This window comes from Parasphaerochaeta coccoides DSM 17374 (assembly GCF_000208385.1).
Classification (GTDB): Bacteria; Spirochaetota; Spirochaetia; order Sphaerochaetales; family Sphaerochaetaceae; genus Parasphaerochaeta; species Parasphaerochaeta coccoides.
On sequence record NC_015436.1, the window covers coordinates 1,166,031 to 1,188,325 of the forward strand.

General features: G+C 51.7%; 20 protein-coding genes. 4 read left to right on the forward strand and 16 right to left on the reverse strand.

Annotated elements, in window-relative coordinates; genetic code table 11:
• The first annotated feature begins 286 nt into the window (after positions 1 to 286).
• A complete protein-coding gene (locus SPICO_RS05215; protein ID WP_013739630.1) occupies positions 287 to 1,732 on the forward strand; it encodes an MATE family efflux transporter in 1,446 nt (481 codons plus the stop codon).
• On the opposite strand, the gene rsmA is transcribed toward SPICO_RS05215, so the two are convergent.
• The 5 genes from rsmA to SPICO_RS05235 form a co-directional block, all read right to left on the reverse strand.
• Complete coding sequence (rsmA, locus tag SPICO_RS05220; RefSeq protein ID WP_245523233.1) at positions 1,716 to 2,522, reverse strand: 16S rRNA (adenine(1518)-N(6)/adenine(1519)-N(6))-dimethyltransferase RsmA; 807 nt, start codon at positions 2,520 to 2,522, stop codon at positions 1,716 to 1,718. The genes SPICO_RS05215 and rsmA overlap by 17 nt on opposite strands.
• On the reverse strand, positions 2,452 to 4,152 hold the full coding sequence (locus SPICO_RS10480; RefSeq protein ID WP_083810426.1) for a ComEC/Rec2 family competence protein: 1,701 nt from the start codon (positions 4,150 to 4,152) through the stop codon (positions 2,452 to 2,454). The genes rsmA and SPICO_RS10480 overlap by 71 nt, the downstream gene beginning before the upstream one ends.
• Before the next feature lie 105 nt (positions 4,153 to 4,257).
• The gene (locus SPICO_RS09765) at positions 4,258 to 5,043 is read right to left on the reverse strand and encodes a hypothetical protein (protein ID WP_013739633.1); all 786 of its coding nucleotides are present in this window, start codon (positions 5,041 to 5,043) and stop codon (positions 4,258 to 4,260) included.
• A 24-nt stretch (positions 5,044 to 5,067) separates the two neighbouring features.
• A complete protein-coding gene (locus SPICO_RS05230; protein WP_013739634.1) occupies positions 5,068 to 6,840 on the reverse strand; it encodes a phospho-sugar mutase in 1,773 nt (590 codons plus the stop codon).
• Positions 6,827 to 7,510, reverse strand: coding sequence for an HAD family hydrolase (locus SPICO_RS05235; protein ID WP_013739635.1), 684 nt, complete (start codon positions 7,508 to 7,510; stop codon positions 6,827 to 6,829). The genes SPICO_RS05230 and SPICO_RS05235 overlap by 14 nt, the downstream gene beginning before the upstream one ends.
• 203 nt (positions 7,511 to 7,713) lie before the next feature.
• On the opposite strand from SPICO_RS05235, the gene SPICO_RS05240 reads away from it, so the two are divergent.
• Entirely contained in the window at positions 7,714 to 8,979 is a 1,266-nt protein-coding gene (locus SPICO_RS05240) for a class I SAM-dependent rRNA methyltransferase (RefSeq protein ID WP_013739636.1), read from the forward strand.
• 25 nt (positions 8,980 to 9,004) lie between these two features.
• Here SPICO_RS05240 and SPICO_RS05245 read toward each other — a convergent pair whose 3' ends face one another.
• Positions 9,005 to 9,667 carry a YkgJ family cysteine cluster protein gene (locus SPICO_RS05245; RefSeq protein ID WP_013739637.1) on the reverse strand — a complete coding sequence of 221 codons (663 nt, stop codon included), beginning with the start codon at positions 9,665 to 9,667 and terminating at the stop codon, positions 9,005 to 9,007.
• Between the two features lie 90 nt (positions 9,668 to 9,757).
• A complete protein-coding gene (locus SPICO_RS05250; protein ID WP_013739638.1) occupies positions 9,758 to 10,783 on the reverse strand; it encodes a magnesium transporter CorA family protein in 1,026 nt (341 codons plus the stop codon).
• A gap of 403 nt (positions 10,784 to 11,186) precedes the next feature.
• On the opposite strand from SPICO_RS05250, the gene SPICO_RS05255 reads away from it, so the two are divergent.
• Positions 11,187 to 11,744 (forward strand): HDIG domain-containing metalloprotein, encoded by a 558-nt coding sequence (locus SPICO_RS05255; protein WP_013739639.1) that lies wholly within the window; start codon positions 11,187 to 11,189, stop codon positions 11,742 to 11,744.
• Positions 11,745 to 12,226: 482 nt separating this feature from the next.
• Here SPICO_RS05255 and SPICO_RS05265 read toward each other — a convergent pair whose 3' ends face one another.
• From SPICO_RS05265 to pyrB, 5 genes are read right to left on the reverse strand one after another with little or no spacing between them, the layout of a single operon-like run.
• Complete coding sequence (locus SPICO_RS05265) at positions 12,227 to 13,309, reverse strand: dihydroorotase (RefSeq protein ID WP_013739642.1); 1,083 nt, start codon at positions 13,307 to 13,309, stop codon at positions 12,227 to 12,229.
• Positions 13,306 to 15,102 carry a dihydroorotate dehydrogenase gene (locus tag SPICO_RS05270; RefSeq protein WP_013739643.1) on the reverse strand — a complete coding sequence of 599 codons (1,797 nt, stop codon included), beginning with the start codon at positions 15,100 to 15,102 and terminating at the stop codon, positions 13,306 to 13,308. Before SPICO_RS05270 ends, SPICO_RS05265 begins: the two co-directional genes overlap by 4 nt.
• Positions 15,099 to 16,037 (reverse strand): orotidine-5'-phosphate decarboxylase, encoded by a 939-nt coding sequence (gene pyrF, locus SPICO_RS05275; protein ID WP_013739644.1) that lies wholly within the window; start codon positions 16,035 to 16,037, stop codon positions 15,099 to 15,101. The genes SPICO_RS05270 and pyrF overlap by 4 nt, the downstream gene beginning before the upstream one ends.
• Complete coding sequence (locus SPICO_RS05280) at positions 16,015 to 16,707, reverse strand: orotate phosphoribosyltransferase (RefSeq protein WP_013739645.1); 693 nt, start codon at positions 16,705 to 16,707, stop codon at positions 16,015 to 16,017. The genes pyrF and SPICO_RS05280 overlap by 23 nt, the downstream gene beginning before the upstream one ends.
• Positions 16,704 to 18,320: an aspartate carbamoyltransferase gene (gene pyrB / locus SPICO_RS05285; RefSeq protein ID WP_013739646.1), complete on the reverse strand. Its 1,617-nt coding sequence runs from the start codon at positions 18,318 to 18,320 to the stop codon at positions 16,704 to 16,706. The genes SPICO_RS05280 and pyrB overlap by 4 nt, the downstream gene beginning before the upstream one ends.
• A 400-nt stretch (positions 18,321 to 18,720) precedes the next feature.
• On the opposite strand from pyrB, the gene ybaK reads away from it, so the two are divergent.
• Positions 18,721 to 19,203: a Cys-tRNA(Pro) deacylase gene (gene ybaK / locus SPICO_RS05290; protein ID WP_013739647.1), complete on the forward strand. Its 483-nt coding sequence runs from the start codon at positions 18,721 to 18,723 to the stop codon at positions 19,201 to 19,203.
• 23 nt (positions 19,204 to 19,226) lie between these two features.
• Here the strand turns inward: ybaK and SPICO_RS05295 are convergent, their stop codons facing one another.
• The 4 genes from SPICO_RS05295 to SPICO_RS05305 are packed head-to-tail and all read right to left on the reverse strand — an operon-like array spanning position 19,227 to position 22,210.
• The gene (locus SPICO_RS05295; protein ID WP_013739648.1) at positions 19,227 to 19,901 is read right to left on the reverse strand and encodes an HAD-IA family hydrolase; all 675 of its coding nucleotides are present in this window, start codon (positions 19,899 to 19,901) and stop codon (positions 19,227 to 19,229) included.
• A 19-nt stretch (positions 19,902 to 19,920) separates the two neighbouring features.
• Positions 19,921 to 20,112: an inositol monophosphatase family protein gene (locus SPICO_RS10550; protein WP_148229079.1), complete on the reverse strand. Its 192-nt coding sequence runs from the start codon at positions 20,110 to 20,112 to the stop codon at positions 19,921 to 19,923.
• Between the two features lie 21 nt (positions 20,113 to 20,133).
• Positions 20,134 to 21,732: a hypothetical protein gene (locus SPICO_RS05300; protein WP_013739649.1), complete on the reverse strand. Its 1,599-nt coding sequence runs from the start codon at positions 21,730 to 21,732 to the stop codon at positions 20,134 to 20,136.
• Positions 21,725 to 22,210: a pyridoxamine 5'-phosphate oxidase family protein gene (locus SPICO_RS05305; RefSeq protein ID WP_169310057.1), complete on the reverse strand. Its 486-nt coding sequence runs from the start codon at positions 22,208 to 22,210 to the stop codon at positions 21,725 to 21,727. The genes SPICO_RS05300 and SPICO_RS05305 overlap by 8 nt, the downstream gene beginning before the upstream one ends.
• Positions 22,211 to 22,295: the final 85 nt, after the last annotated feature.

The following is a 22,295-nucleotide window of genomic DNA, read 5'->3' on the forward strand; positions in this document are numbered from 1 at the left end:
TTGTTACTTATATACGTCTGAAATGGAACTCAGGTAACAATATCCGCACCTTCAGAACCGAAAAACCCGAAAGCATTTTATGTTTTCACGTCAAAATCATACTTTCGGGGAATCGTCGCCCGTTACACATGAAACAAGACAAAAAAAACTACAAGAACTTACCTGCTTCCATCTGTTTCGCATTTCTTATTTCTTTTTCTATCCGCTTGTTATTATTTTATGAAGACATTAGGATGGGACCGTTGCTTTCATGTCAAAAGCATCAGGTAAAGAAGGTATACCAAATATGTCATCAGCGTCCCCATCCATGATCAACCTCCTGGATAAGACAAAACCACCTCACAAAATTATCTGGTTTCTTGCCTGGCCTACAATTGTCGAACAACTTCTCTCCACACTGATTGGTTATGTTGACAGTGCCATGGTAGGTTCATTGGGAGCCTCCGCGACTGCCGCCATCAGTGTGAACACATCGTCAATCTGGTTGGTCAACGGACTGATGTTCTCCGTCGGCGTAGGCTTCTCCGTCCTGATGGCTCGCAACCTGGGAGCTGGCAACAAAGACACTGCCAAAATCATAGTGAAACAAGCCATCATTGCCGTACTGACCATAGGTACAGCCATAAGCATCCTGATGTCCTTTATAGGAAATGAACTTCCCTTGTGGATGGGCGCTCCTTCATTAGTGGTCGACTCTGCACGCCTCTACATGAAATGGATATCGGTAGGCTTTGTCGCGCAGATGGGCATGTTCGTCTTTGCCGCCCTTCTGAGAAGCTCAGGCGATACACGCACGCCCTTAATACTGAACATCGCCACGAATGTAGTGGACATCATCCTGAACTTCATCATGATTTTCCCTTCCCGCACCATCACAATCTTTGGACAGGATATCTTTGTCTACGGGATGGACATGGGCGTTGAAGGAGCCAGCCTGTCCACGACCATCGTCATCTTCGCCGGAGCCATAGCCCTGTGCGTCATGTTGTTCCGCAAACGGTTTGTGGCCCAGGCGCGTTTCAAGGATTCATGGAAACTTCATCCTAAAATCATCCGCTCGGCTTTCAAGTTGGCACTGCCCGTAGCCTTGGAACGCGCCACCCTGAACTCCGGCCAGATTGTCCTGACCCGGATGATTAGCGGCCTGGGGGAAGTCGCGCTGGCAAGCCATTATCTTGCTAACACTGCCGAGACCATCGCATTCCTGCCCGCTACAGGCTTTTCGTCAGCGGCGACTACCTTGGTCGCTCACTCGCTGGGAGCAAAGGAAAAGGGACTGGCTCACAGGTATGCCCGAAGCTGCATCCTTTTCGGTACTACCTTCATGCTAGTGGCAAGCGTCCTGATATTTGTCTTTGCGCCACAGCTCATCAGCATATTCTCATCAGTTCCTGAAGTCGTCTCATTAGGAAGCACGGTACTCCGCATTGAAGCTCTCGGAGAACCTTTCTTCGGCCTGTCGATGATGGTGTTCGGCATCCTGCGCGGGGCTGGTGATACGAAAGGCCCGTTCTACCTCGCCCTGCTGGGCATGTGGATTGTACGCATACCGGGAGCATGGTTCCTCATCACCCTATTTGGATTTGGGTTGCAAGGGGTATGGATAGCCATGATGGCCGACATGGTAGTCCGTGGCGCGGCAAGTTTCATCCGCTTCAAGAAAGGGGCATGGCTCCATGTCTGGGACAAACGCCAGGGAGAAGTACCGGCGGCACTCATCGACTACGATTGAACGCCGCTACAGCAAGCGCCTTCAATTCCTCAAAGGACAGGGCCTCCGCCCGCGACTGGGGATTCACACCGGAATTTGCCAAGATTGCATCCACCCCATCCTTGCCCAGAGTGTTCCCGATTTCACCTTGGAGCAGGTTGTTCTTCATTGTCTTGCGACGATGGCTGAATGCGTCCTTAACCAAGGAAAGATAAACGGGACGCAAAGCCGCATCGACCAAGGGCGTTGCACGTCGGTACATGCCGACAGCGGCACTGGTCACATCAGGAGAAGGATAAAACGCGCCTCCTCCAATGGTAAACAGCAGGCGTGTCTCGTAATCAATATCAGCAAGCAAGGTCAGGGTAGAACGGTTTTTGTCTCCATCGCGGGATGTCAGGCGTTCCGCGACTTCCTTTTGTACGGTAAAGACCATGATGTCGGGCAAGCACTGCCGCTCAAGCAAGCGGGCGATGCAGACAGAGCCTACATTATAGGGCAGATTCCCGCAGATGCGATGAGGAACGCCACCGGAGCCGTACACGGCCTCCCATGTCTTAAGAAAATCACCTTCAACCAAACGGAAGCCGGTTTCATCGGCAAATGCCTTTTCCCGAAGGATTGAACAGAAGCCTTTGTCTATCTCAAAGGCGGTAAGCTGGCACTTCTTCTCAAGAAGCAAGACTGTCAGGGCGCCAAGCCCCGGTCCTATTTCCCAGATCGTTAATCCTGCGGATGGTTCAAGGGCATCGACAATCCGCTTTCTGATAGCCTGGGGCAGAAGGAAGTTCTGTCCGAACTGCTTGTTCATTGCCAAGGATTCCTCCTGAAGCAGATTGTTGATGGCATTGGGGGAATCGTAGGCGAAATTCCAACTCATGTCTTTCCTTCTTATGTCTTCCTGATATTTTTTCAGCATACAGAATCGCGGCGATGCCGGTCAACACAAGACTGACCGTGACGATACATGCTTCTGGCGTACAAAGCCAAGGGTGGGAATCAGTCCAGGCCGCGCCCCATCCGACGCAGGCATCCATCAGGCGGTATCCGGTCACAGCCAGCCACAGCGCACCCTGCCGCCAAGCAGTCCAGAAATGGATGAATGGCAGGTATCGCAGAAACGGAACCACAAGAAGAAGCAGTCCGCTGATTAAGGAAACCAATGAAAAAACCGTGGCGGGAGGCGTGACCAACAGTCCGACAGGCGTCCACTTCCCTCCTATGTCCATCACGAAAGGTACTGAATAGACCATTGCGGCAAAGGATGAAGCAAGACTTGATGCAATGGTTTGGGGCATCAGTTTTCCCAAGCAGCGTCCCAAGACAGACGTTCCATGAAGCATGCCGATGACTGCCGCAAAACTCATCAGGCATCCTGTCGAGGACATCAGCTCAGGAGAAAAAACCATGAGGACGAACAGCGCGGCGCACAAGGCTTCACATCCTCCGCCGCCATCTGCCCTCCGAGGCCGGAACACTCCCCAGAAATACATGACGGCGGCACGAAGCAAGGAGGGAAACGGCCCTGCCAAACACAGGAATGCAGCAATGCACACGCTGGATGCAATGATCCCCGCGCATTTTCCACGAATCTTGAAGACACACCCATACGCCACGGCGCTAATCCATGCCAGATGGGAACCGGAAAGGGCAAGGACGTGAGCCACGCCACCTGCCGCGGCCTTTTCCTTCAAGTGGCGTGCGTCTTGTCCATCATTTTTTCCCAAGAGCATCATCCTACAGAGAGCCAGGGCATTCCTTTCGTCTTCATCTCCGCTTTTCGATGAGAGGCTGTCAGTCACTTTCTCCAGCAGGGTACGCCGGAGTTCACGCATCCTGCATATGGGTGGCGTAAGAAACCCCGGAGACGGGGAAATGACCTGAAAACCATTGGACATGAAAACAGCACCATTTTCATCACGCCTTTCATCATGACCGGAGAACGTGCCGGACAGCACCATGCGTGTACCTGCAAGGAGTGTTACAGTGTCTTCCACCAAGGCATTCATGTTCCCCTTGGCTCCCCCTTCCCCGCCATCCTTGGTTCCAGCGCGGGAAAGACTGAGCCTGAATAGTGTGCGTCCTGAATCAGTGATTGTGGAATCTGCAATGAGAACGCCGGTCACGGAAGCGATTTCTTCACGCAAGAAAGGTAGTTCAGGGTGGATGAATGTCGTGACTCGTGCGGCCAGAAGGATGGCCGAGCAGCCCAAGACGCAGAAAAGTTCAATGCTGCGGCATAATGGAGGGGAATAGAAAAAAGAGACGGCACGGCAGACTGAACAACTCACGCAGAGGAAGCCCAATATCATGGAACGGTAGCAGAGGATTTCATCAAACAATCCGATAGAGGCTATGAGCAGCCAGATTCCGAAAAGAACCACCTGATGGCGTACCAGCAGGAACACATATGCAGGAGATGTCCTTTTCTTTTTCTTCATGGTACTTACAGGATGAAAAATTACCGTGGCGTTTCAGGGAGCAGAGAGAAATGTATCCCAAATCTGAACACAGCGGACAATACGAGCATTGCCGACAGAGAGCTTCTATTCCCTTGTTCGTGCCATACTATCAAGCGCACACATCAGCGACAACAGAGGTAAATCCAGTTGTTGATGAAGGGCGTCATGAACCAAAGCGGAAGACACCCGAATCATTTTCTTTTCCGTTGTCGCCGTCCGCACCTCAGACAGGCGGCGAGCCATGTTCTTGTCGTTGAGCAGTATCCACGACTCCAAGACTTCCCTGAACTCCTGTGCAAGTCCGGGGAGAGACGCATCTGGCTCCTTCAGGGAGCCGAAGCCGTCATGCCCGAATATACGGTCGCTGAGCGTCAAAGTATCCAGAGAGGCGGCTTCATCCAGATAGTCTGTGACAGCGGCTATGAAGGAAGATTCCACGACATCGGCGGAAGATAACGCCTGCTTGAGACGCAGGCGTGTCTGTGTCAACTGGAGAGAACCGCTGTCCCGACGGGCAAGGTACCTCCACGTCAGGGCTGTCGCGGCTATCCCAATGAGAAGCTCATCAATGATGGGAAGTGGATCACGCAAGGCGATGGACATGACAAAGTAAGCAACCAGGAAGACAACGGCGGAAATAAGCATCCTTGGGATATAACGCTTGTCGGCGACCCATGCCGACACATACCCGTCTACATCCCGGTAAGCCGTCCGTAGACACTCATCCATGAATGAAGATGGAAAAATGCGGGATACGACAATCTCCATTCCCTCGTCCATGGCAGAGGGATTCATCTCCTTCCTGGCATGGAATGGGGACAGGACAAGAGGATTCCTGTTCCGCCTCTCAATGATGAACACATGCTTCATTCGTCCCCTCCTTACGTATGTTCCTTACGTATGTTCCTTGCCTATGCGCGCAACCAGACAATCAAATTGCTCCCGTGCGACCGACTCCGACATGTCATGATCGGCGGTATGGAACAGATAGTACTTGATTTTTGGTTCCGTGCCACTCGGCCTGACGACCAGCTTCACTCCACCGGAAAGATAAAAAACCAAGACATCAGCCTTGGGCAGTCCCTGCACAGCACCGGAAGCATAATCGACGATTTCCTGGATAGTTGACCCTAGAAGAACATCTCCCGGCGTCTTTCCACGGAACTTTTCCATGATTTCCTGCATCTTCTGCTTGCCAGCGGAACCGGCGTAATCATTGCTGACCACCGCTTCAAAGCTGAATCCATACTCCCGATAAATCTCATGGAGTCTCTCGTACAGGGAAATGCCCCTCCGAGCATGGGCACACAGCATTTCGACGGCCACCACCGCAGTACTTACGGCGTCCTTGTCACGGACGAACGGAACGGTCAAGTACCCGTAACTTTCTTCCGCGCCGAAAAGGAAGAACCTTGCATCCCCCGCGCTCCCCTCCAGAACCGCCAGCTCTTCCGCGACATATTTGAACCCAGTCAGCACTTCACGGCAGACAATGCCCTGATCCTCGGCGATCCGGCGCACCACGTCCGTGGTGACGATGCTCTTGACCAACACAGGAGTCTTCCTGCCGCTTCCCGGAGGATATGCGGAAGGGACATCGTCACGCCCTTTTGCCAAGGCACTATAACACCCCGCAAGATAATCAAACAAAAGAATGGCTATCTGATTGCCGTTAAGAAGCTCGTACCGGGATTTGTCAGGGGAAACGGGAACCGCAATCCCCAGGCGGTCGGCGTCAGGATCGGTGCCCAAGATGATGTCCGCTTTCCTCTCCTTGCCCAGCTTCAAAGCCATCTCCATCGCTTTCGCGCTCTCAGGGTTAGGCAACGCCACCGTGGGAAAGGCTCCGTCAGGTTTTTCTTGTTCGGGAACAACAATGGTCGTGACGCCCAGACGTTCCAAAAGATTCCGGACAGGGATGTTCCCCGAACCATGCAGGGGAGAATAGACGACAGTCACCGGAATGTCCCTCACGGCATCCGGACGGCGGATGGAAGCCAGGACAGCTTCATAATATGCATTGTCAACCGAAGCGGGAACCGATTCAAGTCGTCCTGATGCCCGCGCTTCCGTTTCTTCCATGTCAGGTATGTCAAGAACATCGACCTGAGTGATGATTTCCGCTATGGCTTTGTCATGGGGAGGCGTTACCTGTGCTCCGTCACTCCAATAGACCTTATAGCCATTGTAGGCGGCAGGATTATGGCTGGCGGTAATCACCACACCTGCAAGAGCTCCCAGATGCCGCACGGCAAAAGAGAGCAGCGGCACGGGATGGAGAGTGTCAAACAGATAGACATGTACGCCCGACGCGGCCAGGGTCAGGGCTGCTTCCCTGGCGAACAGGTCGCTGTATCTGCGGCTGTCGTAAGCAATGACTATGGAAGGCGGATCAGCGTCAGGAGCCGTCATGGAGACCATGTAACGCCCCAAGGCGGCTGATACAGTCCTGACCACCAGCGGATTGATTCGGTTCGTGCCTCCGCCTATGATACCACGGATTCCCGCTGTGCCGAAGGAGAGCGTCGTGTAGAAGCGTTCATGGAGTTCGTCCCATGACTGGGCGGCAAGAAGGTCATCTACTTCCTTCCTGAACACAGGATGTTTCTCCGCGTCACGATAATTCTCAGCTTTTTTCTTCAACTCCCCGATATCATAGTCCGCCATATATGGCCTCCTCAAGTTCTGTAATGGTATCTGCCAAGCAGGATATTCCTGCCTCCTCCAACTGTTTCCGGCTTCGGAATCCCCATGATACAATCACGCTGCCCATGCCCGAAAAGCGGGAAGCAAACTGCCAGTCCACCTCGCTGTCACCGACATAACATACATCCGCCGGATCCAAACCGGACAGCGTGAAGAAATCATCAAGTGCCGACGGAGCGGGCTTCATGGGACGGTCAAGCCTCTGCCCTCGGACAAAGGCAAATGAAACACGAGGGAACAAAGCGGCAATGATGTCAGCAACCAAGGAATCCGTCTTGTTGGACAGCACTCCCAAGACCACTCCGTCCCTTTGGAGTTTTTCCAGAAGTTCCAGGATTCCGGGATACGGGAAAGACCCATCATAAGGATGCCGACCATAGTAGTCCGACAGGACGGACAGACAAGAAGAAAACAGTTCGCCTCCCGTCTCCAATCCGCTGGATTCCATGGCGCCCCGCAACGCATTCGCAAGCCCTCTGCCAACCAACTGCTTCACCCTGTCGCTGTCCAACGGGACAGCACCGGCAGTCGCAAGTGCCGCATTGATGGCGGCAGTGATGTCAGGAATGGTATTGACCAGCGTACCATCAAGGTCAAAAATGACAGCGGGATACCGTACTATGTGATGCATGTCTGAATTATCCCTTGTCGGAACCTGTAAAGTCAACCGAAACCATTCCAACCATTCCTAATCTTTCCGGATTCCCACAGACAAAACCATGGCAGACCGGGGAAGATGGAACCGGAGGATGAACCGGAAAGGGAATCAGTCACGCAATCACTCGACACAAACGTGTCTGCGGTATAGGCTATGTTATGCAGTAAGGAAACAGCATGGAAAATATCACGACCATCATTGTAGACGAGGGCAAGGAAAAACTTCCCCTCAAGCATCACCCTTGGATTTTCAGCGGAGCCATCGCTTCCGTTTCAGATTTTACTCCTGAAGAAGGCCGGACGGGAACGACTGCCCAGGTTCGGACAGCGGATGGACATTTCATTGCCTGGGGTTGGTACGACCCCCAAGGCAGCATTCCTGTCCGCCTCTTGGAATGGAAGGAGTCCATACGTCCCGATGATGGATGGTGGGTGCAACGCCTACAGGCAGCCATCCTCCGGCGCAAGCATTTTTTTGTCCGGCCTGCGGACGGAAACCTGCCCCAGACTACTTCTGTGAGACTGGTTCACGGAGAAGCCGACATGCTCCCCGGAATCGTCATAGACATCCTCGGCTCGCTTGCCCGTGTAATCATCAGCGCCCGTGCGGGTTGGGATCACAGGGATGTGCTGATTGGCGCAATTGAGAAGCTGCTTTCACCTTCCTTAATCATCATGAACACCGACGCTGCCTTTACCGCAGCGGAAAAGCTACCGGTCACCGAAGCATGGTACAAAAATGGTGAACGGTATTATCCGGAAGGACGCCAGAAGAACATCCGTTTCAGGGAAAATGGATTCTTCTATGAAATAAATCCGGGAACGGGGCAGAAAAGTGGTTTCTACTGCGACCAGAGAGATAACCGCGCAGCTCTGGAAAAATGGTGCGTGGACGCCCGCGTTCTTGATGCTTTCTCCTATACAGGAGGCTTCACTCTCCACGCTTTGGGAGCGGGAGCCAAGCACGTCCATGCCTTGGATTCATCCAGTCCCGCCCTCCGTCGTCTCCTTGCCAATGTCCATATCAACAGCGATGCCGGTCGGTTGGACGCCACAGCCCGTGACAGGGTGACCATTGAGGAATGCAATGTCTTTGAAAAACTCCGGGACATCCCTGCAAACAGCTATGATGTAGTCATCCTGGATCCGCCCAAGCTGGCGCCGTCCAAGAGCCATGTGGAAGCCGCGCTGAAAGCCTACAAGGATATCAACCGCCTTGCCATGAACATAGTAAAGGACGGCGGCGTCATCTTCACGTTCTCCTGTTCAGGAGCCGTGGACAGGGAAACCTTCCGCACAACCCTTGCATGGGCCGCTGCGGACGCCAAGATCGAGGTGCAAATCCTCCAGGTTCTTGGACAAGCCGAGGATCATCCTGTGCGTATTTCCTTCCCGGAATCTGAGTACCTGAGTGGCTATGTCCTGCGGGTCATCAAGAACTAACTGGCCAAAACTAGCTGGCCAAAAACTAACTTGCAAGAGGCGTGGGCGTGGGAGTCGGCGTGTCGTCAGGATTGGAATTGTCAGGTCCTTGTTCGTCTAATGTGGCGGCAAGGATGAACCTGAGTTCATCCATGGCGGCAAGAACTGCTTCAGGAAGCAGAGTCACCCCGCCCGCACCTTCCAGGGAACGCACCCGATAGGCATAATCCTGCATGACGGGAGCTCCAGCGGCTTCAAGGGCTGGAGCTTCTATTTCCTGCGGTGCGGTGGCATCTGCATTGAAACGGCATCTACGAAATTCCATGCCAGCTTTTCCTTTCGTCGCGCAGGCTGCGAACAGACGGCATACCAAGGGACGAACAGGATAGACGGTACAGTGATATGGCGTATCAGGATTATACAAAGGACATCCCCTATCCCCTGATTTCCATTCCTCCACTGCCTGAACCAGCCGTGAACGGGAGTTCAGGATAAGCCATGCGGCGACAAGACGAGCCTCGGAGTAGGTGATGTCAGGCACGAACCGCTCGCAGCATGTCCCGCATCCCGATGGGCAGGAAATGGAAAATTTCGAGGTAAAATCCCTGCTTTCCGGCTCCAGCGCCTGATAAATCTCCTGCAATTCCGCTATCTGCCAGCCAACGAATGTCCCCTCGAAACGCGCGCATATCCCTGCAATGTCGTCCATGATCCTTCCGGAGCCTCCGACCTATGAAAATACACGAAAAAGGCTCGGCAGGAACAGGGGTTCTTGATTATTTTCTTGTCGTCTTGCCCGTTATTTTTTCACACGGACTTTCGTTTTTTTCGTCCTGGCCAAGGAGTTTCCCCGCCTGAAATTCTCCCCCAGGCTGGCCTGCTGAACCAGACGCCTGTTGCGCCGGTCGCCCAGGAGCCATGCGCCAATCATGGCACTGAGTCCGCAACCGACCAGAAGCCATATCCACATCAACGAACCTTCCTGGAATGGCAAATCAACGTTCATCCCGAAGAAACTGGTGACGAAAGTCGGGAACATCAAGGAAATCGAGATGATTGTCAGCCTTTTCATGATGACGTTCATGTTGTTGGAGATGACCGATGCGAATGCGTCCATGGTACCGGTGAGTATGTTGGAATAGATATTGGCCATTTCAATAGCCTGCTTGTTATCCATGATGACATCATCAAGGAAATCCTGGTCGTCCTCCGTAGCAAGTTTGAAATATGAAAGCTTGGGAAGTTTTTCCAGCAGGGCGTCATTGCTTGTCAGGGCTGTGGTGAAATATACCAAGGACTTCTGAATCTGGAGCAGCTGGATAAGCTCATAGTTCTTGATGGACAGATGAAGGTTCTCCTCGACCAAGCTTTTTTGGCGGTTGAGAAATTTGAGCAGACGGATGTACACCATCGTCGCGCGGTTCATGATGCTGATTACAAAGCCTTCAATCGTCTGTATGGGATATTTGCGGAAACGATGCTTGGCCAAATCCTCCAAGACCACGCTGTCTCCCTGGCAGATGGTGATTACCATGTTGGGAAAAATGACGATGCCCAGAGGGATGGCATGTTGGTCGATGCCATCAATGCCTTCCGCGGATGCCGGCAGACGGACAATCAGGTAAATGAAGTCATCATCCTTCTCAATATGGGACTGTTCGTCCTCGTCCATGACGTCAGCGAGCAATTCGCTGGGAATGGCAAACTCCTCCTCAAGGCGTGCAATGTCATCCCTGTCCAAATCCCTGGCATCCACCCATGTATAGGGAGCTTCGGCGACATGATCGTCCATACGGCTTATGATATTCTTTCTAATCGTAATCATGGGGAATCCTCCGGTATATGCTGGTGGCACTATCCAGGAAACCCCACGGGATATTATGTGTCAGGACACATAGAATCCACTGGAAGCAGGACATGGACAGGCCAGAAATTTCTGAACAGGTAACGGCACGCTACTACTGCCATCATCAGGGACTGACATACTATACCTCCAGGAGAAAAATCTTCCACGGCCTGCGGAAGGGACCAAAGGTCTGCTTAGGCAGTGTAGCATATCGGAAAGAGTATGAAAACACATTATGAGCCGTAGAATGGTCATTCTGATGCTTTCCTTGCGTACTTCCCTCTCTCATTTCCCGCATTGCTTGTATCACACTGTCCAATAGTGATATAACTGGACAAATTCCACGAACCCCTCCGGGTTCCATGGTGAAGGAGGAATGTCCATGTTCACCCGTGACCAAGCATTAGTTCTTTGGAAGAAATACAATGCCTCTGAATCATTGTTTCATCATGCCCTCACCGTTGAGGCCATCATGCGTTCTTTTGCTATGGAGCATGGCGATGACCCGGAGTACTGGGGACTTGTCGGCCTGCTCCATGACATCGATTGGGAGATGTTTCCGGAAATCCATTGCAAGAAAGCTCCTGATATCCTGAAGGAGATTGGAGCGGACGATGCCTTCATCCATGCTGTCGTCAGCCACGGCTGGAACATTGTGACTGACGTGAAGCCGGAGCATTACATGGAAAAAGTCCTCTACACGATAGATGAACTGAGCGGACTCATTGTAGCGACTGCTCTGATGCGTCCTGAAAAATTGAACGGCATGTCGGTGAAGTCTGTCAGGAAGAAATGGAAGACGCCATCTTTCGCCGCCGGGGTCAACCGGGACATCATCACGTCCGGCGCTGAACTTCTGGGCGAGGATATCGACTCAATCATTGCCCGTTGCATCACCGCGTTACAGCCAAAGGCGGAGGAGCTGGGACTGGGGGCATGAATGGGCGGTCTCCCTTTTTAGTTTCCCATTGTTTCCATTTTTTTGTGTATTGTACGTTTGAAACAGTATTCAGTAACAGCATTAACATCTTCAAGCGCAAAATAGTTAAGAAGTATTATATGTTTTCCTCGAAAAATCATATTTTTGGGTAATACCTCAACTGTCATCACCAAACTTACAGTGTCCTAACCATCAGCCCTGCATGGTCGATGGAACACATCATCTCCCAAAAGCAACGAGGAAAACAACAATGAGAGAGAATGAACCAGGCATTGCAATCCTTATGATCGTCCTAGTGGCGCTTTTCGCATTCGTCATATGTGACGACAACAAGCTGAACATTTCCAACGAAATACGCTTCTTCTTTGAAATCCGTAAGGCCCTGGCTAATTCCATATGGAAAGTCAATGACACTATGAGCATCTACATGCTGGCACAAGTCTTGCGGAATCTTCATCTTTTTTTGATTATTCAAATTGACTCTATTCCATGCCCTCATACGGATCCCAAGGATATCTCACCCGTGAACTGCCGAGGCTGTTGTCTATGAAAGATGCATCGGGGACGGTTATTGCCTGTCCATCCAGACCAAAGGCTTGCAGGACGTTTTTACCCAACAAATCCCGGAGCCTTTCCTCCGGACAGTCTGCCATCCTGAGACGGCGGATAAGAAGCATCAGTCCAGTGTATCCGGGTATGCCGTTTGCCCCGTTCTTCTTGTCTTCACGTGTATGCGGGGCGTGATCCGTCTCAATCCAATCGATATGTCCGTCCAAGAGAGCCAAGAACACGGCATCCCTGTCCGCTTGTTCCCTCAAAGGAGGGTTCATTGACAGATGTCTATGCGGCAGGGAGTCCTGTACGCTGAGCAGGGCGTGATGTGGTGTAGCTCCGCAGGTAATCTGCATCCCCTGTTCCCTCGCCTCGCTCACCAGTCCAATTGCTCCAGCCGTGCTGATGTGACAGACATGGAGCGTCCCCGCAAATCCTTCCTCACGGGCAAAACGTATCTGGTCACGGACTGATTCCACTTCCGCCGTGGAAGGACGTGCAAGGGAATGAGCCAGAGCATCATCCGGTGCATCACAATCAGGACATAACAACGCTTCTTTTTCACAATGCAGGGCGACTACCCCTTTATAGCCACAGTCCGCCAATGTCCGATATACCGCCCTCTGCTGTTCTTCCGTGACAACACCCATGTTTCCAGTTGAATGTCCGGCAAAGAGCTTAAGACCGACCATCAGGGGAAAAAGCCTGGCATGAAGGGCAACCATGTCACGTATTTGCTCCATGTCCGTCGTGATGCCCCCATATACATGATAGGAAATACGGATAGCATCGTCTCCATCCATCTCCGCCATCACTTTGTCAGCATGGGAGAGCCGCCGGAGGATTGTCGCTTCATCCGTCAATGGTGGAACAGTATTCGGCATGTCAAAGAAACAGGAGACTCCGGCAACCAAACCGGAACATATCCCGTGGCGGAGCGTTTCCTTCTCACTCTGTTCCCAGTCCCGGAAATGGACATGGGGGTCTATCATTGAGGGGAATTGTGCTTTCATAAAAATTCAGGCATCTCCTTGAGCAGATAATCATAGGTCATGAACGTCCCATACTGGCAGGTCAGACGCTCACCGCAGACACACGCTCCGCACATGCCGATGCCGCAGAGCGTCAGCTTCTCCATGGACAGGTGGATATGTTCCGCTCCTATGCCCCGCGAAAGCATGAGCCGCGCCGCCCTGGCCATGAATTTCTCCGGGCCAATGATGAACACCTCGGTAGGCACCGATGTCTCCACATGCTTTTCCACATAATCCAGAACCCTGGCTGGCACACCGTCATCAGGAACACAGGTAAATTCTCCGTACTGTGAAAGTTCCGCCTCAAGCAAGGCCGGAGTCCCTTTGGAAACCGTTGATGTCGTTCCCGTCAAGATGCGTATTCGAGTCCCTTGTTGCGCAAGACGCCGGGTCATGTCAGGCAGGACGGCGACACCCGTCCCTCCTGCAATCAAGAGCGCGTCATCGGTTCGGGGAATTGTCAGGGAAGCCCCATATACACCACGGACATAGACGCTATCACCTGATTCCAAGGCAACCAGAGCTGCGCTTACTTTTCCTCTGACTTTGATGATGAAAGTAAACGGCTCGCTCTCCGCGACACTGAAAGGCTTCTCACCTATGCCGGGAAGCCAGAGGAAAGTAAACTGTCCGCTCTGGCATTCCAGATGTCCGTCAAGTGTGATGACCGCCGTAGCCTCGTCATACATCACCTTCGACAGCACAATATGCCGGACATAAGCCATGCCCCGTTCCTGCCGAACCATGTCTTTCTCAGGCATATGCTGAACAGGCGGGGTAGATTGATTTGTAGATTGATGTGCAGACTGCTTTCCAGCAAGCACGGTGGTCGCCGTCTGCCTTACCGAGGAAACAAACATCGGCCATGCTGCTTGCTCCACACGTCCCAGTACGCTCCCCAAGCCAACGGCATCGGCTCCCGCCTCGATGAACGCGGCGACATCGGTTCCGTAGGTCGCTCCACCCATGCCAATGAGAGGTACATGCTGACCCACTGCCTGACGAATCTCCCTGACACATTCAAGAGCGCGGGCACGCACCCACTTACCGCTTGCCCCTCCCTTTCCCCCAAGAGCATTCTGGAGGATGGGTGTACCGGAAACAGGGTCAGTATGCATCCATGGGCCGACTGTGTTGATTGCGGTAAGCCCGTCCGCGCCAGCTTCCATGACACTCCGGGCGACAATGCCAATATCCTCGACATTCGGTGTCAGCTTGATAAAGAGAGGATGGATTAAAGCAGTGTTCTCACGGATGGCACGGACATATGAAGAAGCAATATGAGGATCACATCCAATGGATGAACCATAGCCTGAGCTTGCATGAGGACAAGAAAAATTCAATTCAATTCCGTCACATACGCCATCAAATGCTTTTACCAAAGTGATGAAATCATCAGGGTTAGAAGCTGACAGGGAAACGAGCAGATAGGCGCGCAAGCTATGTCGCTTCCGTAGTTCGCGCAATTGTTCCAATGCAACCGTCATTCCTGGATTACGCAAACCGACAGAATTTCCAAAGTTTCCGGGGATGGTCTCACAGATGACAGGCTCCGGATTGCCCGGATTAGGCGCAACTTGAAAGCTCTTGGTCGTAAGGATGGCAAAGTCCGGTATCTCGCGGTCACACCACGCAATCAAACCCGGTTGGGTAGTAGCCACTCCACTGACCGTAGTCAGCGCAACAGGCGTTTCATGCGGAGCGTTCCGGCTCCGTTCATGACGACCGGTCAAATAAGCTTTCAAAGATGGCTTCATGGAATCATGCATCATAGCACTGTCTCCTCAAGCAACCTTGACCAGGCATCCATGCACATGTCTTCCCAGGAATCAGGAGCAGGAGTGTCCTTCCATGGCATGGTGATGCCGCTGGAGCTGTTGATACGTGCCAGTTCTACAGGATAGCCGCTGTCCCTGAGCAAGCTTACCGTATCAGTGGCACCAGCTCCCTGGCTTCCAACGCCGGGGATGAGCAGGGGAATCTCATGGTCAGCATAGAATGATGCCAACGCACCCAGCTCAGCGGGAGACGTTGCGCCCACCACGGCCCCCAAAGTACCACCATAGGTTTTCTCCCATGTAACGATGCGACGCGCAACCGCCATGTACAGCGGTTCTTTTTTCTCTCCCGAATCATTCCTGTCACGGACATCCATCCCTTGAAAATCCTGAGCCCCTCGGTTGCTGGTTCGGTTCAGGACATACACTCCCCTGTGTCTGCCTCCCACGCTGGCGAAGGGCTCGACTGAATCAGACCCCATGTACGGAGAAACCGTCACAGCGTGGGCACCCCAGGAATTGAATGCCTCATGAGCATAATTAGTGCTTGAGGATGCGATATCCCCTCTTTTCGAGTCAAGGATGACCGGAACTCCGGGAAAAAGCTCCTCTACCATGTCCAGTACATCGGCCAAGGCGCGGCTTCCCTGATAGTCCCCTTTCCGGGGAGCGTCGAGACACTGCCAGTAACCTATGTTCGGCTTGAACGCCGCAGGCTTCAGATTACGTCGCGCGGCTTCCTTCAGCAAAATGCTGAAAAAACGTACAAGATTACCATGGTGGTCTCCCGCGTCCATCACTATCTTCCGGGGAAGATTTCCAGGACGGGGATCGAGGCCGACACATGCACAGTTACCTGCCCTTCGGGCTGATTCATTCAGAATGTCACGATACGTCATCCTCACCTCATCCTTTTTTGGGAAACCCATGTCGCTCTCCCCATCCGAAGGGATCAATGCGCCAATCGGCGAGTATCCTTGCTCCATCCTCGGAAACATAGCCTGCTTCATGTGCCACATCCACCAATGTATCATACTCAAGCAGGGAATACGGCGTACAGACCGGCCTTATCTGGGAAAAAGTTTCCTGGGATGCCGGAAAACCGTAGGAAAAAATTGCCAGGCACACAGGACATCGACCGTCAGCCGCAAGGATGGCGTTCACCGCCGCGACGGAGCTGCCTCCCGTGGAAATCAAATCTTCAATCAACAGCACCTCCACTCCCTCATACGTGGGACGGGTCAGCCCTTCTATCTGCTGTTTCATCCCATGATCCTTGCCTTGTGAGCGCACATAAGAAAGTGGAAGTCCCAGCTTATCGGCCAAAGTCGTGGCGTGGGGGATGCCAGCCGTGGCGGTTCCGGCTATGTTCCGTGGATGCAGGCCGAGTGTTTCCACTGCCGCGGCGAAGGCTTCACAGATATACGCCCGCGCTGATGCTTCCGCCAAAAAACGCCGATTGTCGTTGTAAATGGGCATCCGGTAACCACTGGCCCAGGTGAAAGGTTCTTCCGGAGACAGTCTCACTGCCTCCAGTTCCATGGCCCGGCGAGCCAATTCACGTCCGTAGTGTTTTTGTATGTCTTCCAAAGTCCTCATGCTTCCTCCCGTTTGTCCCGTGCCATCGCGCCCTTCCAGATTTCCTTGAACCCATGAACAGTATCACACCAGGCGCACTCGAACTTATCATCCGCCGTCCGGCGGAACATGGCAGGAACCCCTTCATGAAGGCTCTCATGAGAAATGCAGGCAGTGTTGGTACATCCTAAATCATCAAAGTTATAGATGCGCGGAGGCATACGCATCCTGTATTTTTCCGTAATCTTCGCTCCGGAAATGATGTTGAGCGTACAGCCAGGCGCAACAGCGGCAAGCCGCTTAAGGGATTTTCGTGGCAATGGAGCGACTTCAGGACGGAAAAGGATACCCTTGAACCGTCCGTCTTCCCCGCAGGAAATCCATTCACCTCCCCGACCGTCATCGAGATCCAGAACCCTGCTGATGCGGCGCATGTGTTCCCGTATCTCCGAGGGAGTGTCACCGGTGCAGATATGGTCAATGACAATGCCGTCGTGCAATGGTTTTACGCCTTCGCTGTACTGCTTGGGCTTACCTTCCTTTCCCTCTAAAGAAACTTTCACAATATAATCTTCCGCTTCTGTCTTTGTTTCATGGACAGGGGGAATGAAATCCTCCCCGATGCGTCCGCTGACAAAAGAGAGCAGAACCATGCGCACATACATGCCGTTGATCGATTGTCGTTCCCATGCGTTGAACGGCGTCGCGTCAAGGAAGGTCGGAATAGTGGGATGTTCCTTATGACGGGGCAGAGGATGGTAGAAACGGGTCGCAGGGTCGATGACATCAAGCCATTCCTTGCGGAAGGTGATGCTTGCCCGCAGTTCGTCCTGTCGTTTCAGAATGCGCTCTCCCATCCTTTCGAGCTGGGGACGGGTGAAATACCATTTCGGGGCAATGTCATCCTGAGCAAGATATTCCTCCAGGGATGAGAACGAGCGGACATCGAACCCATTCTCTTTCATCTTCACCACGTAGGAGGCGGGCATGGAGAGTTCCTTCGGAGCGATGAGATCGACCTTCACGTTCTTCCAGAGAGTGAGTCCATTAGCTTTGGAATGGACGGTACGTCCGTGAAACAAATCTCCGACCAAAGCAAGATGAATGTTTTCCGTTGACCACAAGTTATCTTCAAGGAAAGTGAACTCGTCGAGAAGTTCTTGGGTCGGATGTTCATGCTTCCCGTCTCCCGCGTTGATGAATACGGGAGTGTATGGCAGTCCGTTGCGTCGCGCGTAATCAGTGCATTCCTGTTCAAGCCAGCGGCATACTCCCTCCACTTTGCTACGGATGATGAAGATTGCATTGGAATAACCGCACAGAGTATTGAAGGTATCGGCAAAACTCTCCCCTTTGGTAAATGACGAACTGTCTACGTTCAACTCGCTTACCTTGACATGGTGGAACTTGGCGGCGTTCCTGAAGCTCTCCCTGGTTCGTGTGCTGTCTTCAAGGAAAACTTCATAGATGCCGTAATCTTGATCATTGATGCGGAAAACATCGGCCCTGTCTTCCCTGCCCTCAACAATGGCATCCTTCAATTCTTTTGTCCGTGAAAACAAGTACTGTCTCTCTTGGACGGAAAAATCATCTATAACACATAGTGACCGTCCGGAAAACACATTTTCTCCCATCGCTTGCTTCTCCTTCACTCTCATACGCTCGCATACCCTTTCATAATCTTTCATACCGAGGCAAAAAAATACCGGTAGCAATGACTACCGGTACTGATTGACATGATAACAAATAGAAGGAAATGACAATCCCCCATGGCCGAACCACAAGGTCATTCTAGTGATGCATGATATTCTCACGGGCATTCCCCTCAATATTTTTCGCTACGTTAACAGAAATGCCAAAACCTGTCCAGAGACAACAAGCCGGGAATCTTTAGTAACCACCAGGAATCACGTTTTTCCCTGTGGTTTTTCCGTGCCTTTTTGTGTTTTTCCATGTTTTTTCAGGGCTTGCTGCCGGATGGCCTTGCTTCCATTCTTGCCGTCCACTACCATGCGTGACAGTGGAGGATGTGCAATGAAGAACGATATTCCCAAGACAAATGCAATGCGCATCCTTGAAAAGCTCGGCATCCCCTACACCACGGTGACATATTCATGGAGTGAAGACCATCTTGATGCCGTGCATGCCTCACAGACGGCAGGACTCGATCCCGGCACTGTATTCAAGACAATCGTGATGAGGGATACGGAAAAGAATATTTTTGTGTTCTGTGTACCGGCGGCGTTTTCCGTGAATCCCAAAAAAGCACGTCAGCTAACAGGCAGCCATGAGCTGACTTTGGTCAAACTGGATGAACTGCAAAGGGTCACAGGATATATCCGGGGAGGATGCTCTCCAATTGGCATGAAAAAGCAATTTCCCACGTTCATCGAGGAAGTCGCTCTGGTTCAAGAAAAAATTTATGTCAGCGCGGGAGTAAGAGGCGTGCAGCTCGGCCTTTCCCCGCAGGATCTTCAGCGTGCTACCAGCGGACACTTTGCCGACCTATCCTTGTAAGCCCTTGCAATTCCTTGTAACAATCACGGACGGCTCTGCCCAGTGCTACCGTTCAAGATGGGGATGATGTCCGACGCAGCACGGGCAACCGCCATCACGCCGTCTTCCCGACCTTCATACCCTCGTACAAAACCGAAACCCCAGTCTACAGCTATCAACGGAACGCGGGCGATACGGGCTCCCTCCAGGTCGTGCGGGGTATCCCCGACCATGACCGTTTCCTCCGCAGAGACTCCCAAAGCATCCATGCATGTCTCTATGATCATGGCCTTGGTCTTCGCACCATCGAAATCAGCGCCGGCTATATAATCAAAGTAGTGTTCAATCCCATTATACCGCAGGACTTCATGGGCAAGCGGTTCGGGTTTCAGCGTCGCTACTCCCAAAAGGATTCCTTCAGAGCGCAACGTCTCCAGCACTTCTGTCATGCCAGGATATGGACTGGAACCGGGAGGTCCGGCTTCATTATATTTTTCCCGGTAAATCGCCGCTGCCTGCATGATGACTTCATCGTCAGTCATGTCGCATGCCAGCCGGAAACAGTCTTTCAATGGCGGCCCAACAAAAAGATTGAGCTTTTCTTGGTTTGATTGCGGCCAGCCAATGGCTGAAAGAGCATGACGAACTGATGCAAAAATCCCCGGTGATGTGTCCATCAGGGTTCCATCAAGGTCAAAAAGTACTGTCGTGAAACGCATGAAGTCTCATCTCCTGATATCATGAAAGAATAGTTGCGCACAACCACTCTTGTATATGTCCGTTCGATACGATGAAATCACAGCGGTCATCCGTCAAAGGGGACGTTTCTTCGACTGGTTTCAACAGACCGCCAGCTTCACGCAGTATAGCAGTTCCCGCTGCAATGTCATACCACCCCAGGAATTTTTCATAGTATCCGTCTATCCGTATCCATCTACCCCGTCCAGACTCTTACGCTTTTATATCTTTTTCCCAGCGTCTAGCCCTAAGTCTTCCACCAAGTACAGTAATCCATTTCCAATCAGTCGCGCTGAAATCGTTTCTTCCGAGATCTTGTTCATTGGCACTTGTGATTGCTCCGTTCCCGTCAAAGATTACTTCAACTTTTTCCCATTTTTCCTGATCATTCACGACCATGATGGCTCCGACGCTGTTTCGTCTTTCCATATTTCTTAGTTGGTCGCCTTTATCGCCAGCCAGGATGAATGTCAGCCTATGTTCTGGAAAGCTAATCATCTTTTCCTTGCCTTGTTTTTGCATAACCGTCATACCCTCGACCAGCAAGTGTTCCATTTTTTCTTTTACATCGGCAGGAAAAGAACGATACAGGCGAGCCATTGTTCCCGTTGGAGAAAGGAAAAAGAAAATCTTCCTCATCATTTCTCCGTCTGCTGAAAATGACCCTTCTGGTTCGGGATGCATCTCTGGTTCGGGATGCATCTCTGGTGTGTACCGTCTGACCGCTTCATCCCAAAGATATCCACCATTAGGAAGGGCTCGGATGACAGCCTCACGTAAAACCATTGCAAACCTTCCGGGGAGAGAAAGCCCTGTAAAGCAGTATACCACACCTGAAACATCAATGAACGGATACAGCACCGCTGCCATGTTTTTCAAAGGGAAATCATCCACAGCAGGAAATGCAGAGCCTTGCGAGGTACCAAGCGACAGTTTTTTCATGAACGATAGGGAGACATATGCAAGACGGGACACATCGAAAAGATCAAAGCCATCCCGACGACCTAATATATCCCGCACTTTTTCATCAAGTCCTTGCTCCTTCACGATTTTTGCCATCAGCTCGTCATCACTCTCTTTCTGATGCCCCTGGGCACGCAAAGCCCTGATGCTCAATTCGCTAGATACCCGAAACGCCGTGGCGTCATCGCTCAACTTGTCGATACCAGAGATAGTGGTTTCCGAAATGTGACGAACTGCGGAGACAATCTGTTCCGCGGACATGCCGAATACATCTTCCAATAATGGAGAAACAGGAAGAATATGTGCCCTCATTCTTGTGATTTCGTTTTCCAAGGCATCTAAGGAAACAGGCTTCGGAAAGAAAACATCAAGCTCTCCATCCCGATACTTCACCATAGTATCAATAGCATTTTTTGAGCTTTTTTCGCCAAATTCCCCACGCATATATCTATTAAGAGCATCATTATCGCAATATCGGATAGTCCACCTGCAATAATCCTCGCCAATCTGCATGATACGCTTCCAGTCTCTGCTCTTGACATCAACCGCAGTGGTAAGCTGTTCATGACTGGGAAATCTTTGGTACACGACTGCGCTTTGAACCAAGTCAATCGTCCTTAGGATGACCTGACGGGAGAAAATATCATCTGCACGGTATCGTGTATCGATACGACGGTATTCCCAAACCAAAAGCTTGAGGATGGAAAGAGGCTGATAGGAAGCAAGCAACATCTGCAATGTCCTGAAGGCAAGTTCAAGATAAATGCCACTTTCAGAGAGATTTTTCCTTACCTTCTCTGCATTCATGTCGCGCAGGGAAGCAATATCCCATTTGCGCCCCTCAAACACTCTGAGCCTCCTGAGAGCCAGGCATCTGCCGTCGCTTCCCCGAAACATCAACAATATCTATCGCCCAGATACCCATGATGTGTCCGGACTTTTCCATAATGTCATCCATCCGACCAAGTTCCGCAGGCGCATATTTCCTGACCAGCTCATCAATGGCAATGCGCCGTTCCTTCTCATCAGTCACCTCACGGGCATTACCAAAAACCAAAGCTGTATCATAGACGGTAGTCAGCTTTTCTGAAATTACTTTCTCGTAAGAAGTACAGCTCAAAATCACGCGAGGATCAGCGCGCAGATTATCCAGCTTGTGACCTTCACGGGCACAATGGAAATACACAATCTCACCGCATAAGACAATGTTGAGAGGAATAGCATAGGGCGCTCCGACACCGAGCGGATGCTCCGAGCGAATATTCACCATGGAAAGAACGCCAAAAGAACATTCCTTGACGGCCTCCAGTGCTTCTTTGCGATTCATCGCACGCTCTTTTTTTCGCATCGGAACCATCTTGTATCTACCTCTTGCCATAACTGTACGGCATAGATACATCTCCGGTCAACAA

Bases quoted from the DNA above. Each gene is read 5' to 3' on its own strand.
- SPICO_RS05215 (WP_013739630.1), top strand. From the start codon at position 287: ATGTCATCAGCGTCCCCATCCATGATCAACCTCCTGGATAAGACAAAA.
- rsmA (WP_245523233.1), bottom strand. From the start codon at position 2,522: ATGAACAAGCAGTTCGGACAGAACTTCCTTCTGCCCCAGGCTATCAGA.
- SPICO_RS10480 (WP_083810426.1), bottom strand. From the start codon at position 4,152: ATGAAGAAAAAGAAAAGGACATCTCCTGCATATGTGTTCCTGCTGGTA.
- SPICO_RS09765 (WP_013739633.1), bottom strand. From the start codon at position 5,043: ATGAAGCATGTGTTCATCATTGAGAGGCGGAACAGGAATCCTCTTGTC.
- SPICO_RS05230 (WP_013739634.1), bottom strand. From the start codon at position 6,840: ATGGCGGACTATGATATCGGGGAGTTGAAGAAAAAAGCTGAGAATTAT.
- SPICO_RS05235 (WP_013739635.1), bottom strand. From the start codon at position 7,510: ATGCATCACATAGTACGGTATCCCGCTGTCATTTTTGACCTTGATGGT.
- SPICO_RS05240 (WP_013739636.1), top strand. From the start codon at position 7,714: ATGGAAAATATCACGACCATCATTGTAGACGAGGGCAAGGAAAAACTT.
- SPICO_RS05245 (WP_013739637.1), bottom strand. From the start codon at position 9,667: ATGGACGACATTGCAGGGATATGCGCGCGTTTCGAGGGGACATTCGTT.
- SPICO_RS05250 (WP_013739638.1), bottom strand. From the start codon at position 10,783: ATGATTACGATTAGAAAGAATATCATAAGCCGTATGGACGATCATGTC.
- SPICO_RS05255 (WP_013739639.1), top strand. From the start codon at position 11,187: ATGTTCACCCGTGACCAAGCATTAGTTCTTTGGAAGAAATACAATGCC.
- SPICO_RS05265 (WP_013739642.1), bottom strand. From the start codon at position 13,309: ATGAAAGCACAATTCCCCTCAATGATAGACCCCCATGTCCATTTCCGG.
- SPICO_RS05270 (WP_013739643.1), bottom strand. From the start codon at position 15,102: ATGATGCATGATTCCATGAAGCCATCTTTGAAAGCTTATTTGACCGGT.
- pyrF (WP_013739644.1), bottom strand. From the start codon at position 16,037: ATGGGTTTCCCAAAAAAGGATGAGGTGAGGATGACGTATCGTGACATT.
- SPICO_RS05280 (WP_013739645.1), bottom strand. From the start codon at position 16,707: ATGAGGACTTTGGAAGACATACAAAAACACTACGGACGTGAATTGGCT.
- pyrB (WP_013739646.1), bottom strand. From the start codon at position 18,320: ATGGGAGAAAATGTGTTTTCCGGACGGTCACTATGTGTTATAGATGAT.
- ybaK (WP_013739647.1), top strand. From the start codon at position 18,721: ATGAAGAACGATATTCCCAAGACAAATGCAATGCGCATCCTTGAAAAG.
- SPICO_RS05295 (WP_013739648.1), bottom strand. From the start codon at position 19,901: ATGCGTTTCACGACAGTACTTTTTGACCTTGATGGAACCCTGATGGAC.
- SPICO_RS05305 (WP_169310057.1), bottom strand. From the start codon at position 22,210: ATGAATCGCAAAGAAGCACTGGAGGCCGTCAAGGAATGTTCTTTTGGC.